Here is a 14,676-nt window from a genome sequence, read left to right as displayed (position 1 = left end):
CGCCCGTCTCCGGGCGGGGCGCGCCCGCTGTCCGCGCTAGGATGACTTGCGTACGCGCAAGTACCATTCGCATAACAGGCGTACCTGCTTGGCCGTATAGCCTTTTTCCACCATGCGGGCGACGAAGTCGGCGTGCTTGTTGGCATCGTCGGCGCTGGCCTTGGCATTGAAGGAAATCACCGGCAGCAATTCCTCCGTATTCGAGAACATTTTCTTTTCGATCACGGTACGGAACTTCTCGTAGCTGGTCCAGGCGGGATTCTTGCCGCCGTTCGACGCCCGGGCGCGCAGTCCGAAGTTGACGATTTCGTTGCGGAAATCCTTCGGATTGGAAATGCCCGCCGGCTTCTCGATCTTTTCCAGCTCATTGTTCAGCGATTCGCGATCAAAGCTTTCGCCCGTGTCCGGATCGCGGTATTCCTGGTCCTGTATCCAGAAATCGGCGAACGTCACGTAGCGGTCGAAAATGTTCTGGCCGTATTCGGAATAGCTTTCCAGGTAAGCCGTCTGGATTTCCTTGCCGATGAATTCCACGTAGCGCTGCGCCAGGTGCTCTTTAATATAGGAGAAGTAGCGCTGCTCGAGTTCCGGCGCGAACTGTTCGCGCTCGACCTGCTGTTCCAGTACATATAATAAGTGCACGGGATTGGCAGCCACTTCGGAATTGTCAAAGTTGAACACTTTTGACAGGATCTTGAAGGCAAAGCGCGTCGACAGCCCGTTCATGCCCTCGTCCACGCCCGCGTAATCGACGTATTCGTGCATGGACTTGGCTTTCGGGTCCGTATCCTTGAGGTTTTCGCCATCGTAGACGAGCATCTTCGAGAAAATGCTGGAGTTTTCCGGGTCTTTCAGGCGCGACAGGATGGCGAACTGCGCCATCATGCGCAGGGTGCCGGGCGCGCACGGGGCCTTCACCAGCGAGGAATTGGCCACCAGCTTGTCGTAGATCTTGATTTCGTCGGACACGCGCAGGCAGTACGGCACCTTGACTATATAGATACGGTCAAGAAACGCCTCGTTGTTGCGGTTGTTCTTGAAGGTCTTCCATTCCGACTCGTTCGAGTGGGCCAGGATGATGCCGTCGAACGGGATGGCGCCGAAGCCTTCCGTGCCCTTGTAATTGCCTTCCTGCGTGGCCGTCAGCAGCGGATGCAGCACCTTGATGGGCGCCTTGAACATTTCCACGAATTCCATCAGGCCCTGGTTGGCCAGGCACAGGCCGCCCGAATAGCTGTAGGCATCCGGGTCGTCCTGCGCGTAGTCTTCCAGCTTGCGGATGTCGACCTTGCCCACCAGCGAGGAAATATCCTGGTTGTTTTCGTCGCCCGGCTCCGTTTTCGAGATGGCGATCTGTTTCAGCACGGACGGGTAGCGCTTGACGACGCGGAACTGGTTGATGTCGCCATTGTATTCATGCAGGCGCTTGACGGCCCAGGGGCTGGGGATGTTGCGCAGGTAGCGGCGCGGGATGCCGTAATCCTCTTCCAGGATGGTGCCGTCCTCTTCCTCGTTGAACAGGCCCAGCGGCGATTCGTTGACGGGCGAGCCCTTCAGGCAATAGAAAGGCACATGTTCCATCAGCGACTTGAGCTTTTCCGCGATCGACGACTTGCCGCCGCCGACAGGCCCCAGCAGATACAGGATCTGCTTGCGTTCTTCCAGGCCTTGCGCGGCGTGGCGGAAATACGAGACGACTTGCTCGATGACTTCCTCGGTGCCGTAGAAATCGCGGAAGGCGGGGTAGATCTTGATGACCTTGTTGGCGAAGATGCGCGACAAACGCGTATCGTTGCGCGTGTCGACCAGTTGCGGCTCGCCGATGGCGGCCAGCATGCGTTCGGGGGCGCTGGCATAGGTCAGCTTGTCCTTCTTGCACAGGGCCAGGTATTCGGTGAGCGACATTTCCTCTTCGCGGGTGCGCTCGTAGCGTGCTGCATAGTTATCAAAAATGGTCATGTCAATGTCCTTTAATGTAAACCTGAACTGCCAGTCACCATGGCCGCCCGCCTGGCACTCGCCTGGGCTTGCCGTCTGAACTTTTCCTGTACCCGTATCGATTTTTATTGTTGTTTCAAGCCCGGCTGTCTTTGCGAGTCCGGATTGCCCGGACCAAAAAACTGGCGCTTGATGCCGTGTGCTGACGTGGCCAGCCGGCTTTTTTTCACTGTTGATAGCGCTTGTTGCACCTACCATTACCCCATGAAATTTATTATTGCTCTAAAGGATCAGGAAGTCAAAAGATATGTCATCATCCTTAAATACTTGTGTGTAAATTGTTGATTTAATTGGAAAAAACATCAAATTTATTCGGCTTGAAAAGGAACTTTCCACTACCTGTCTAATCATCATACGACAATTCGCTGGCCCGTGCCGATGCCGTCCAGGCGGCCCGGCGCCGGTGGCGCCGTCCATCTTGCGCTAAGATGCCTGCATGTCTGATGGCGGCCGCCACGGCGCGTTGCCCTTGCGCCGCGCCTGGCGCGGGCCTGCCAGCATTTTTATCGTCACCGTTGAAGGAAACCCCATGATGCCCCCCCAATTGCGCGCGATCGTCCGCGGCATGCCGAAAGCCGAACTGCATATCCATATCGAAGGCTCGCTGGAGCCAGAACTGATTTTCGCACTGGCAGAGCGTAATGGCGTGCCTCTGGGCTATGAATCTGTGGAACACTTGCGCAGCGCCTATGCTTTTACAGATTTACAGTCTTTTCTCGACATTTATTACGCTGGCGCAAGCGTGCTCTTGAAAGAGCAGGATTTCTATGACATGACGCAAGCCTACCTGCAGCGCGCCGAAGCCGATAATGTTTTGCACACGGAAATCTTCTTCGACCCGCAAACGCACACGGCGCGCGGCGTGGCCATCGCCGACGTGATCAACGGCATCCACCGCGCCTGCCAGGACAGCCCCGTCAGCGCGGCCCTGATCCTGTGCTTCCTGCGCCACCTGAGCGAGGCAGAGGCGTTCGAGACGCTGGAAGACGCGCTGCCGCACCGCGACAAGTTCATCGGCATCGGCCTCGACTCGTCGGAAGTGGGCAACCCGCCCGAGAAATTCTCGCGCGTGTTTGCCCGCTGCCGCGAGCTGGGCCTGCATCTGGTGGCCCACGCGGGCGAGGAAGGCCCGCCGGCCTACATCCGCACGGCGCTCGACGATTTAAAAGTCGAACGCATCGACCATGGCGTGCGTTGCCTGGAAGACGCGGACCTGACGGCCCGTTTGGCGCGCGAACAGATCGCGCTCACCGTCTGCCCCCTGTCGAACACCAAGCTGCGCGTGTTCGACCAGATGCAGGACCATAACCTGGTGCAACTGCTCGACGCGGGCCTGCTGGTGACGGTGAACTCCGACGATCCCGCCTATTTCGGCGGCTACATGAACGACAACTTCGACGCCATCTTCGACGCCTTGCCGCTGGGCCTGGCCCACGCGCAGCGCCTGGCGCGCAACGGTTTCATCGCCGCCTTCCTGCCGCAGGCGCAGAAAGACGCGTTTCTTGCCACCGTCGATGCGTATTTCGCGCAGCACGCCGCCGCCCACGGCGCGGCGCAATAACTGACTCTTGCATAAAGACCCGCCGCCCATGCTGCGCCTCTCCCTCAAAATGACCGGGCGCGACTGGCGCGCCGGGCAACTGCGTTTCCTCCTCGTCGCGCTGATCGTGGCCGTGGCGGCCCTGTCGGCCGTGGGCTTCTTCGTCGACCGCCTGCGCACTGGCCTGAACCGCGACGCGCACCAGCTGCTGGGGGCCGACCTTGTCATCAACGCCGACCAGCCCGTCAATGCGGCCTGGCGCGCCGAAGCGCAGAAGCGCGGCTTTATCCTGGCCGACACGGTGACCTTTCCCAGCATGGCGCAGGCGGGCGAGGGCGAGCAGTCGACGTCGCAGCTGGCGTCCATCAAGGCCGTCTCGCCCGGCTACCCGCAGCGCGGCAAGCTGAAAATCACCACTCATCTCAGCGAAGCGCAGGATGCGGTGGGCCAGCCCACCGACCAGGTGCCCGCGCCCGGCACCCTGTGGGTCGATGCGGCGATCCTGTCCAGCCTGAACGCGAAGCTGGGCGACACCGTGACCCTGGGCGACAAGGCATTTACCGTCACGCAGCTGATCGCCAGCGAACCGGACCGCGGCGCGTCCTTCCTCAATTTTGCCCCGCGCGTGATGCTGCCCTTGAGTGATCTTGCCGCCACGGCGCTGGTGCAGAACGGCTCGCGCGTGTCGTACCGGCTGCTGCTGTCGGCGCCGCCCGCCAAGGCGGCCGAGCTTGCGCAATATCAAGCCTGGCTGGAAAGCCAGATCAAGGCGCAGTCAATAAAAGGCGTGCGCATCGAATCGCTGGAATCGGGCAGCCCGCAGATGCAGTCGACCCTGGACCGCGCCGACCGTTTCCTGTCGCTCGTCGGCCTGCTGTCGGCCATGCTGGCCGCCGTCGCCGTGGCCATGGCTGCGCGCCGCTTCATGCTGCGCCACCTCGACGCCTGCGCCATGCTGCGCTGCCTGGGCCTGACGCAGAACCAGGTCACGGCCATGTACGTGATCGAATTTCTGTGCGTGGGCCTGGCGGGCAGCCTGATCGGCGTGATGGTGGGCTTCGGCGGCCACCTGGTGCTGCTGGAGCTGCTGGGCAAGCTGGTGCAGAGCGACTTGCCGCCCGTCTCCGTGCTGCCCGCGCTGCAGGGCGTGGCCACCGGCATGTTGCTGCTGCTGGGCTTCGCCCTGCCGCCGATTTTGCAGTTGCGCAATGTTCCCCATAACCGCGTGATCCGCCGCGAACAGGAGCCGCCGCGGGCGCTGGCCCTGGCGACCTACGGCCTGGGCATCGCCGCCTTCGTCGTGCTGCTGCTGTGGCAGGCGGGCGACGTCAAGCTGGCCTTGCTGACGGCGGCCGGCTTCCTCGGCGGCTTCGCGCTGTTCGCCCTGGCCGGCTGGCTGGGCATCCGCTCGCTGAAAACCCTGCGCGGCCTGTTCCGGCACCAGGGCTGGCGCTTCGCCGTCACATCCCTGCAGCGCCGTCCGGGCGCCACCGTCATCCAGGTGGTGTCGCTGGCCCTGGGCCTGATGGCCTTGCTGCTGCTGACGGTGGTGCGGGGCGACCTGATGGTGGCCTGGCGCAACGCCACGCCGCCCGACGCGCCGAACCGTTTCATGATCAATATCCTGCCCGAGCAGAAAGACCCGATCGCCGCGCGTCTGGCCCGGGCGGGCGTGGCCAATGCGCCCCTGTATCCGATGATACGCGGGCGCCTGGTGGCCGTGAACGGCAAGGCCATCACGGATGCCACCTACGAGGACGACCGCGCCAAGGGCCTGGCCGACCGCGAATTCAACCTCTCGACGATGGCCGCCATGCAGGAAGAAAACAAGCTCGTCGCGGGCAAATGGTTCAGCGACAAGCCCGGCGCGCCGTTTGAAGCGTCGGTGGAAGAGGGCATCGCCAAAACCCTGAAGCTGAAACTGGGCGACAAGTTGCGCTTCGACATCGCCGGTCAGCCCGTGGAAGCGGCCATTACCAGCTTGCGCAAGCTGGAATGGGGTTCGATGCGCGTCAATTTCTTTGTCATCCTCAACCCGGCCGCCATGGCGGACACGCCGCAAACATGGATCACGGCCTTCCACCTGCCTGCCGCGCAGGCGGACCTGGGCAACGCCCTGCTGCGCGAGTATCCGAACCTGACGGTGGTCGACGTGGGCGGGGTGCTCAAGCAAATCCAGGGCGTGCTGGACCAGGTGGTGACGGCCGTCGAATTCCTCTTCGCCTTCACCCTGGCCTCGGGCTTGCTGGTGCTGTATGCGGCACTGATGGGCTCGCAGGACGAGCGCACGCGCGAAGCGGGCCTGCTGCGCGCGCTGGGCGCCACGCGGCGCCAGCTGGCGCAGGCGCAGCTGATCGAGTTTTCGCTCGTCGGCGCGCTGGCCGGCCTGCTGGCCGCGTCGGGCGCGGCGGCCATGGGCTGGGCGCTGGCCACCTACCAGTTCAAGTTCGCCTGGAGTTTCGCGCCCGGCGTGTGGGCCTTCGGCCTGCTGGCCGGCGCCCTGTGCGCGATTGCCGGCGGCTGGCTGGGCTTGCGCAATGTCCTGAAGCATCCGCCGCTGCAAACGCTGCGGGAAAGCTAGCTTGCCAACTACGCGCCCACGCTGTCGCCCGCCTGCGCCCGCAGAAATTGCGCGTATGACATGACCGGCTGCCCCAGCTGGTGGGGCGGCACGTCGAACAGGGCCCAGAAATACGTTTCGCGGCCCAGGCAGATGGTGGGCGCGGCGCAGTAGCGGAACCAGTTTTCGCCGATGTGGGCCGCATACATGCCGTCGCTGTCGGCGTCGGAAAAATACGGGATCACGCGCATTTCCAGCAGGGCCAGCAGCAGGGAATCGGGCGCGTCGCTGTCGCGCGCCATTTCGTACTGCGTGTGCAGGCTGCGCTCCGTCTCGATGATCATCAGGCGGGCCTGGCCGTCGCGCGTGAAAAACAGAATGCCGCAAGGATTCGGGAAAATATAGAATTCGACGAAGCCGTGGCGCCGGCACAGCTCGTGCACGACGGCGGCCAGGGCCTCGTCTTGCAGGAAACTATAGTCGTGCAGCAACAGCAAGTCGCGCACGGTGTCCGATTGCTGCAGGAAGAATTCGCGCTGCAGGGCATGGACTTCCTGTTCCAGGATGTCGAGCGCATCGTCGTCGCTCTTCTTGATGTAGCGGTCGATCAAGCCCCGGTTGAAGGCCGTCACGGCCACTTTTTCATCGGCCGCGCCCGTGAACAAGATCTTTTTGCATGGCAAGTCGCGCACGGCCTGGCAAAATTCCAGGCCGTTCATCTGCGGCATCGAATAATCGACCACCAGCACGGAGGGCACGGCAAAGCGCTGCGCCTGGCCGCTGATGCGCCAGATGCGTTCGAGGTCGAGCGCCACGTTGCACTGGTCGGGCGGCAGGTTCTGCGTGTCGAAATTGACGTGCAGCGGCGTCTCGCCCAGCTGCGTGCTGTGGCGCAGCCAGTGCAGGGCGCTGCTGGTGTCGTGGAAAGTCTTGCGCGCCAGGCCAGGATCGAGCTGGAACGCCAGGCTTTTCAGGAAGGAATCACTGTCGTCGATCAATACGGTCAGCGTCGGATGGGTGTAGACGGGCAGTTGCATGCGTCACCTCGCGCGGTGGATGGATGGAAAACGGCTGGACCTGGGCGTGGACACGGGGTGCGGAAACTCCAGCACGAAGATGGCATAGGCGTTTTCGCGCGCCACGCAGCGGATGCGCGCATGCCAGGCTTGCATGATCTGCAGGCACAGGGCCAGGCCGATGCCGCTGCCGTTGTGCGCCGGATAGGAGTAGAAGCGGTCGAAGATCAGCGGCAGGCGGCTGGCTGCGATGCCGCAGCCCGTGTCGATGAACAGCAGGCGCGGCACGGGCCGCGCGCCGTCGACGATGATGCGCACGCGGCCCTTGCCGGCCCGCTGGATGCCTTTCAGGGCATTGCGCAGCAAATTCAGCAAAATCGCCGCGCACAGCTCGGACTGTCCGTCAAAGGTGAAGTCGGCCCGCACATCGACCTTGACCAGGTCGCGCTGCGCCGCGCTGGTGAACGGATAGCGGCGCAGCATGGTGGCGACGCTGTCCTGCATGGCCACCGTTTCGTTCGCTTCCAGCTTGCGGTTGACGGTGCTGGCGCTGAGCAGGAACAGATCGATCATGTGGTGCATATGGCGCACTTCGAACTGGATACGCGCCAGTGCGTCCTGGCTGGCCGCGTCCGCTTGCAGGGCGGCGGCGCTGCGCTGCAGGCCGCGCACATTCGCCTCGACGCTGACGAGCGGCGTGCGCAATTCGTGCGCCACGCTGCCCAGGCCGGCCGCCAGGCCCGCCAGCTTTTCCTGCGCGCCCACGTGGCGCCCCACCTTGACGACGGACAGGACGGCAATCGTGAACCAGTGCACGGGCAGCTGCTGCAAGACTTCGCGGCTGAGCATGACTGCCGGATCGCCGCGCACGGCAAAGGCCAGGCAGGCCAGCAAGGTGCCGCTCAGGTAGGCCAGCATGGCGATGCGGGCGTCGAAATGAAACAGCACGATCAGGGCCACCAGCAGCGAATGCACCCACAGGACCGAGGCGTGGTTCATCAGGAACATATACGTGAAGAAGAAGGGCAGCTCGAACGTCAGCCCCAGGAACAGATAGACGCTGAACCAGGTATTGCTGAAGCGCCCCGGCCACAGGGCGGGCAGGAACAGCAGCGCCGCCACGCCGCGCAGCAGCGGCGACTCGTACTCCTGCGGGAAGACATGCTGCCACAGCCAGTAATACAGGGGCATGCCGAGGGCGCCGATGACGGCCAGGGTGCGCACCTGGGTGCGGCGTACCGGCGCGTGTTCGATGGTGTCGTGGAAATGCAGGAAAGGCTGGAGCAGCTTGCCTTGCCAGCGTTTTCCGGAGGCGGACCGCAGGTGCATCATGGTAGGGGGACACATTCGTTGAGGCGTATCAATGCAACATGATCGGCGTGTTCCCGCAATAAAAGAGGCATATCGTCATAACTGTTGAGATGGATCAATCTCTTGCCGGATGGCTCGCGCATGTTGGACGCGGTAGTTCCCACCGCAACCAATCAGGAGCCCTCATGCCAAACGCCCTTTTTCCCCTGCCATCCCCCGTCATTCCCGCCGAACGGCAGCTGCCCGCCTTCGTGTGCGCGCGCATGGATGACCATTATGTCGAGCGCATCGAAAAGCTGCTTGGCGGAGAGCACTTGCACGAATGGCAAGCCATGCCGGCCGGCGCAGTCGTGCTGGCGGGTAACGATTACCTGAATATCGCTGGCGAGGCGGCGCTGCTGGCGGCCCAGGCGCGCGTCCTGCAGGGCGGCGGCGCCATGCTGATGTCGTCCGTGTTCCTGCAGGAAGGCAGCCGCCAGCACCGCCTAGAACATAAACTCGCGGCGTTTCTCGGCAGCGAAGCGTGCGTGCTGGCCCAGTCGGGCTGGGCCGCCAACGTGGGCTTGCTGCAAAGCCTGGCCGGGCCCGGCGTGCCCGTCTACCTGGACATGCAGGCGCACGCTTCGCTGTGGGAGGGGGTGCAGTCGGCGCAAGCCATGCCCGTGGCCTTCCTGCATAACGATGGCGCGCACCTGCAGCGCCAGCTCGACAAGCATGGCCCCGGCATCATCGTCGTCGACGCGCTATACAGCACGAATGGCAGCGTGGCGCCGCTGTCGGACATGGTGGCGATCGCCGAGCGCAGCGGCAGCATGCTGATCGTCGACGAATCGCATTCGCTGGGCACGCACGGGCCGCAGGGCGCGGGGCTGGTGGCGGAGCTGGGCCTGGCCGACAGGGTGCATTTCCGCACGGCCTCGCTGGCCAAGGCCTTCGCGGGCCGGGCCGGGCTGATCACCTGTTCGGCCCGCTTCAAGGGCTACTTCCTGTCCGCCTCGCGGCCCGCCATCTTCAGTTCCTGCCTGCTCGAACACGAGCTGGCCTGGTTCGACGCGGCGCTCGACTTCATCCGCGCCGCCGACGCCCGCCGCGCCGCCCTGCGCCGCCACAGCGTGCGGCTGCGCCAGGGGCTGACGGATCTCGGCTACAACGTCAGCGACGGCACCGAGCAGATCATCGCGCTGGAGGCGGGCAGCGAACCCGATACCTTGACACTGCGCAAGGCGCTGGAACGGCACGGCATCTACGGCGCCGTCTTCTGCGCGCCGGCCACGCCGAAGAACCGTTCGCTGGTGCGCCTGACCCTGAATGCGGGCTTGCGCGAGGATGAGTGCGTCCGCGTGCTGGCCGCCTGCGCCGCCATCCGCGACGAGACGGGCATGGCGCGCTGGCCATCGACGCGGCGCCTGCGCAAGCTGGCGCTGGTGTAAGTGGCGTGTGTCAGCCGTGGGCGGGCTGGCTGCCGGCGATGCCGGCCAGCAGCAGGGACAGGGGCGCCAGCTGTTGCGCGCTGGCGCTGCCCAGCAATTCCTGGCCCAGCGCCTGCGCCGTCGCATCGGCATTGATCAGCAGCGCCTGTCCTGCCCCGGTGATGACGGCGTAGCCGACGCGGGCATCGCGCGCATCGGCCTGGCGCGCCACCAGGCCGATTTTTTCCAGCGGCATCAGCGAGCGCGTGATGCCGGACGCCGTCAGCGCCAGGCGTTCGGCCAGGTCGATGCGGCGCAGGCGGCCGCCGGGCGCCCGCTGCAAGTGGTACAGCAATTGATAGTCGGCAAAGCTCAGGCCATGCAGATTGCCCAGGATGCTGTCGAAGCGGCGCACGATGAGCGCCTGGGCGCGCGCCAGGCGCAGGCAGAAATCCAGCGCGCTGGCGCCGTCCGGCGGCGGGGAAGTATTATCGGTCATGGTTTTCTTTATGTTGGCTGCGCAGTGCGTGAGTGCGCAAGTGTAAAGCATGGCGGCTCAATACAGGGCCAGCCCCCGCTCCTGCAGTTGTTCCAGGTGCAACGCCAGCAGGGCGGCCAGCTCGGCATCCGCATCGAAGGCGGGATCGTCGGGCACCGTGACGGCGTCGAGCAGCTCGCAGCGGAAGGCCGCTTCGCCGTCGCGCCGCCAGTCCGCCTGCAGGCGGGCGTTGCGGTGCGTGCCCAGCGTGAGTTCGAAGCGGTGGCGGTTCAGCGCGCCAGGGGCGTTGCGGCTGCGTTCGAGCAGGGTGCGCCCGCTGGGCAGGTGGCACAGCGCGATGATGCCCAGCGCGGGCGCCTGTTGCCGGTAAGCCGCTTTCAGGGCCGCTTGTCGTGTTTTATCCATGGTAGAACTTTCTCAATGTGACGATACGGAAGGGCTGCCCGCGATGCGGGGAATGTCGGTCAGCAGGGCGGCGGCCACGGCGGCGGCCAGCAGCAGGGCGCCGCCGCCGCAAAACAGTTCGCCCACGCTCAGGTGGCGCAGCAGCGCGCCCGTGGCCGCGGCCGACAGGGGCGCCAGGCCCAGGAAGATACCCATGAACAAGGCCATCGCGCGGCCCAGCATGGCGGGCGCTACGCGCCGCTGTATCCACGTAAAGATGACGACCTGCAAGTAACCGGACAGCAGGCCCGTGACGGCCAGCAGGGCCGCGCCGTGCCAGGCCGTGCTGATTTGTCCCAGCGCCATCAGCAGGCAAGCCACGACAGCGTCGGCGGCCAGCAGGACGGCGCCGAAATGGCGGCGCAGCCAGGCGCCGCCCAGGCTGGAGGCCAGCATGCCGGCCAGGGTGCCCGCGCCATGCGCGCCCATCAGCAAACCGAGCGCCGGGGCGCCATGCAGGCGCTCGCTGGCCAGCACGGGCAAGGCCACTTGCAGCGGACCCATGACGAAGAAGGCCACCACCGCCCAGTACGCATAGCAGCTGCGCAAGGGACGGTCGCGCCACACCATGGCCAGGCCCGCCGCCAGGTCGCGCCACATGCCCTGCGCTGCGGCCGCTGCCCGGGGCCGCAGCTTGACTTGGCGCAAGGTCCAGGCGGAAAACACAAACGTCAGCGCATCGATGGCGAAGGCGGCGGCCAGCGCCGTCATGCTGGTTTGCTGCCCGCCATCGCGGGCGCCCAGCACGAGCGCCGCCAGCAGCGGCCCGGCCAGCAGGGACAACTGGCGCACACCCATCTGCAAGCCATTGGCTTTCTGCAACGATGATGCTGGCACGGCTTGCGGCAGGATGGCTGTGCCGGCCGGGATGCCGAAGGCGGATGCGATGCCCAGTGCCAGCGCGGCCGCATACGCGAGCGCCAGGCTGGCGTGGTCCAGCATCAGCAGTCCCGCCAGCAGCAGCAGGATGGCGGCGTTCGCATATTTGCTCAGCAGCATCACGCGGCCGGGCGAGTAACGGTCGGCGATGGTGCCGCCGAGCAAGATGAGTACGGCGCGCGGCGCGCCCATCAGGGCGACGGCGATGCCCAGGCTGAGGCTATCGCCCGTCAGGCTGAGCACGAGCCAGGGCAGGGCCAGCAGGCTGAACTGGTCGCCCAGCATGGAAACGAGGCCGCCGCCCAGCAGCCAGCGGAAGTTGGTATTGCTCAGCAAATCGGTGTCTGTGGCGCTTGGCATATTGGTCTTTTCCGTGTTTAAAAATTGCATGGTAGTTGATAAAAGCTTGAGTGGTCAAGTATATTGCCATTTATTGTGGCAGGGAGTGCCAGTGCCGCATGGCGCGCCGGCGCTTGCGCTATCATGGCGGCCATGACCGATACCACTGCCCCCACCCTGTACGAGACCATCGGCGGCGCCCCCGTGCTGCGCGAGATGGTCGACCGTTTTTATGATCTGATGGAGCTCGAAGCCGAGTTCGCCGGCATCCGCGTCATGCATCCGCCCTCGACGGACGGTTCGCGCGACAAGCTGTATTTCTTCCTCACGGGCTGGATGGGCGGGCCGGATTTGTATATTGAGAAATTCGGCCACCCGCGCCTGCGCGCCCGTCATTTGCCCTACGCCATCGGCACCAGCGAGCGCGACCAGTGGCTGCGGGCCATGGCCTGGGCCATGGAAGACACGGGCATCGAAGAATCCCTGCGCGTGCGCCTGATGGAATCGTTCTACCAGACGGCCGACTGGATGCGCAACAAACCGGACTGATACCCATGAGCCCTATCGAGTTCTACAGCCTGCTGGGCGCCGCCATCGCCGCCATCGTCCTGTTGCTCTTGCTGCTGCTGCGCCCCCGTGGCGCGGCCGGCGATGGCGCCACCACGCTGGCGCTGGTGCAGCAGCACCAGCAGCAAAGCCTGGAACGCATCGACCGGGTCGAGCGCGAAGTGCGGCTGCAATTGCAGGCGTCGGCGCAGGCCACGCGGCAAGACCTGGCGGCCGGCCTGGCGCAATTCCAGGCGGCAACCCTGCAGCAGCTCGACAGCCTGCGCACGCAGATGCAGGCGCAGGGGAAAGTGGGGCGCGAGGAACAGGCGCAAAGCCTGGCGCGCTTTGCCGACAGCACGAATCAAACCTTGTCCCAGCTGACGGAATCGAATGCCCAGCGCATGCTGGAAGTGCGCGCCACGCTGGAAAACAAGATCCGCGACTTGCAGGCCGACAATGGCGCGCGCCTGGAAGAAATGCGCAAGACGGTCGATGAAAAGCTGCACGCGACGCTGGAAACGCGCCTTTCCGCCTCGTTCCAGCAAGTGTCGGAGCGGCTCGAAAAAGTCCACCAGGGCCTCGGCGAGATGCAGCAGCTGGCGCTGGGCGTGGGCGATTTGAAGCGGGTGCTCACCAACGTCAAGACGCGGGGCACGTGGGGCGAAGTGCAGCTGGAAATGCTGCTGGAGCAGGTACTCACTGTCGACCAGTATGCGAAGAACGTGGAAACGGTGCCTGGGACCGGCGCGCGCGTGGAGTTCGCCCTGAAGCTGCCGGGCATGGTCGAAGGCGGCGCGCCCGTGTGGATGCCGATCGACGCGAAATTCCCGAAAGAACAGTACGAGCGCCTGGTCGAGGCGGCCGAGCGGGCCGACGCCGACGGCGTGGCCCAGGCCGGACGCGAGCTGGAACGGGCCGTGCGGGGCGAGGCGAAGACCATCGCCGAGAAATACCTGGCGCCGCCGCAGACCACCGACTTTGCCATCCTCTTCCTGCCCACGGAAGGTTTATATGCGGAAGTGCTGCGCCGGCCGGGCCTGGCCGACGAATTGCAGCGCGTGCACCGGGTCAGCATCGCCGGACCGTCCACCCTGACAGCCTTGCTCAACAGCCTGCAGATGGGTTTTCGCACCCTGGCGCTGGAAAAGCGCTCGTCCGAAGTGTGGCAGGTGCTGGGCGCCGTCAAGACGGAATTCGGCAAGTTCGGCGACGTGCTGGCGCAAACCAAGCTGACCCTGGAGCGGGCGGCGAAGAATATCGAAAGCGCGGAAGTGCGCAGCCGGCAGATGGCGCGCAAGCTCAAATCCGTGGAAGCCTTGCCCGGCGAGGCGGCCGCCTTGCTGCTGGGCGCGGCCGATGCGGGGCTGTCCGCCGAGGCGGACGGCGAATAGGCACGTCATGTTCGCCGTCGCGGCCGGCTAGGCCTGTGCTTCCTCGTCCATCTGGCGCTTGACGATTGCAGCGGTGATGCTGCCGGGCGCATCGAGCCTGCGCCGCGCCGGCGCGCATGGCGTCATGCGCCAGGCCGGCCAGCACGGCGGCGCACCGGGCCTCGGCCTCGGCGGCCTGCCCTTGCCCGCGCTGCACGGCAGCGGCGATCCGCACGTTTTTCACCAGATTCATCAACTCCGCCGCCAGGCGCGGCGCCGTGCCCGGCGCAGGACACAAAGGCTGGCTGGCGGCCAGGGCATTGACGGTATCGAGGTGGCCAGGCCTCAGGCGGCATGCTTGCCGGCACGGTGTTTGCTGGCGCCGAAGGCCGTCAGCGCCAGTCCCGCCAGCAGCATGGCCCAGGTGTCCGGTTCCGGCACGGCCGGCAAGACATTCGGGCCGGTGGGCGGCAAGGTGGGCAGGGTCACGGTGGGCGGCACGATGATGCTGCTGCCCGCCGAACCGGGCGGCAAGCCGCCAGCGCCGCCGCTGCCGCCCGTGCCGGCCGGCGGCGAGATGCCGCCGACGGTGCGCAGGTAATCGAAGGGCAGGAAAGGAATGCCGGCCACTTCGGGCGGCATGGCGTCGCCCGTGAACGAGCCGCCGCGCAAGGCGTCGGGATGGTCGATCAGGGGCACGCCTGCCGTTTCCGCGGCGGCGGGCGCGGCGGCAACGGGTGCTGCAGCGCCGGGTGCGGCGCC

The 14,676-nt window shown here is 65.2% G+C and carries 12 protein-coding genes; 5 read left to right on the top strand and 7 right to left on the bottom strand.

Annotated features, from left to right (window positions below; genetic code table 11):
• Window positions 1–36: 36 nt before the first annotated feature.
• The gene (locus tag CBW50_RS17580; RefSeq protein ID WP_086146756.1) at window positions 37–1,959 is read right to left on the bottom strand and encodes a PrkA family serine protein kinase; all 1,923 of its coding nucleotides are present in this window, start codon (window positions 1,957–1,959) and stop codon (window positions 37–39) included.
• A gap of 568 nt (window positions 1,960–2,527) precedes the next feature.
• Between CBW50_RS17580 and CBW50_RS17575 the strand changes: the two genes are divergently transcribed.
• Together CBW50_RS17575 and CBW50_RS17570 are read left to right on the top strand one after the other, a co-directional pair.
• Entirely contained in the window at window positions 2,528–3,559 is a 1,032-nt protein-coding gene (locus CBW50_RS17575; protein ID WP_086146817.1) for an adenosine deaminase, read from the top strand.
• 28 nt (window positions 3,560–3,587) lie between these two features.
• Complete coding sequence (locus tag CBW50_RS17570) at window positions 3,588–6,119, top strand: ABC transporter permease (RefSeq protein ID WP_086146755.1); 2,532 nt, start codon at window positions 3,588–3,590, stop codon at window positions 6,117–6,119.
• An 8-nt stretch (window positions 6,120–6,127) separates the two neighbouring features.
• Here CBW50_RS17570 and CBW50_RS17565 read toward each other — a convergent pair whose 3' ends face one another.
• Together CBW50_RS17565 and CBW50_RS17560 are read right to left on the bottom strand one after the other, a co-directional pair.
• Window positions 6,128–7,135: a response regulator gene (locus tag CBW50_RS17565; RefSeq protein ID WP_086146754.1), complete on the bottom strand. Its 1,008-nt coding sequence runs from the start codon at window positions 7,133–7,135 to the stop codon at window positions 6,128–6,130.
• A 3-nt stretch (window positions 7,136–7,138) separates the two neighbouring features.
• The gene (locus CBW50_RS17560) at window positions 7,139–8,446 is read right to left on the bottom strand and encodes a HAMP domain-containing sensor histidine kinase (RefSeq protein ID WP_086146753.1); all 1,308 of its coding nucleotides are present in this window, start codon (window positions 8,444–8,446) and stop codon (window positions 7,139–7,141) included.
• Window positions 8,447–8,610: 164 nt separating this feature from the next.
• Between CBW50_RS17560 and cqsA the strand changes: the two genes are divergently transcribed.
• Window positions 8,611–9,855 (top strand): alpha-hydroxyketone-type quorum-sensing autoinducer synthase, encoded by a 1,245-nt coding sequence (gene cqsA / locus CBW50_RS17555; protein ID WP_086146752.1) that lies wholly within the window; start codon window positions 8,611–8,613, stop codon window positions 9,853–9,855.
• A 10-nt stretch (window positions 9,856–9,865) separates the two neighbouring features.
• Here the strand turns inward: cqsA and CBW50_RS17550 are convergent, their stop codons facing one another.
• From CBW50_RS17550 to CBW50_RS17540, 3 genes are read right to left on the bottom strand one after another with little or no spacing between them, the layout of a single operon-like run.
• Entirely contained in the window at window positions 9,866–10,333 is a 468-nt protein-coding gene (locus CBW50_RS17550; RefSeq protein WP_086146751.1) for a MarR family winged helix-turn-helix transcriptional regulator, read from the bottom strand.
• A gap of 57 nt (window positions 10,334–10,390) precedes the next feature.
• Window positions 10,391–10,738: a GIY-YIG nuclease family protein gene (locus tag CBW50_RS17545; RefSeq protein ID WP_086146750.1), complete on the bottom strand. Its 348-nt coding sequence runs from the start codon at window positions 10,736–10,738 to the stop codon at window positions 10,391–10,393.
• 12 nt (window positions 10,739–10,750) lie between these two features.
• Window positions 10,751–12,016 (bottom strand): MFS transporter, encoded by a 1,266-nt coding sequence (locus CBW50_RS17540; RefSeq protein ID WP_086146816.1) that lies wholly within the window; start codon window positions 12,014–12,016, stop codon window positions 10,751–10,753.
• Between the two features lie 132 nt (window positions 12,017–12,148).
• Here CBW50_RS17540 and CBW50_RS17535 point away from each other — a divergent pair, with 132 nt between their 5' ends.
• Both CBW50_RS17535 and rmuC read left to right on the top strand, forming a co-directional pair.
• A complete protein-coding gene (locus tag CBW50_RS17535; protein WP_034785429.1) occupies window positions 12,149–12,544 on the top strand; it encodes a group II truncated hemoglobin in 396 nt (131 codons plus the stop codon).
• A 5-nt stretch (window positions 12,545–12,549) separates the two neighbouring features.
• Window positions 12,550–13,935, top strand: coding sequence for a DNA recombination protein RmuC (gene rmuC, locus CBW50_RS17530; protein WP_086146749.1), 1,386 nt, complete (start codon window positions 12,550–12,552; stop codon window positions 13,933–13,935).
• 324 nt (window positions 13,936–14,259) lie between these two features.
• Here rmuC and CBW50_RS17525 read toward each other — a convergent pair.
• The coding region (locus CBW50_RS17525) for a PEP-CTERM sorting domain-containing protein (RefSeq protein ID WP_139842560.1) at window positions 14,260–14,676 on the bottom strand (417 nt) is incomplete at its 5' end.

Source organism: Janthinobacterium sp. GW458P, assembly GCF_002127585.1.
In the GTDB taxonomy this organism is placed as follows: domain Bacteria; phylum Pseudomonadota; class Gammaproteobacteria; order Burkholderiales; family Burkholderiaceae_D; genus Janthinobacterium.
Note: the sequence above shows the minus strand (reverse complement) of the source record. Positions and strands in the feature narration are given on the sequence as shown.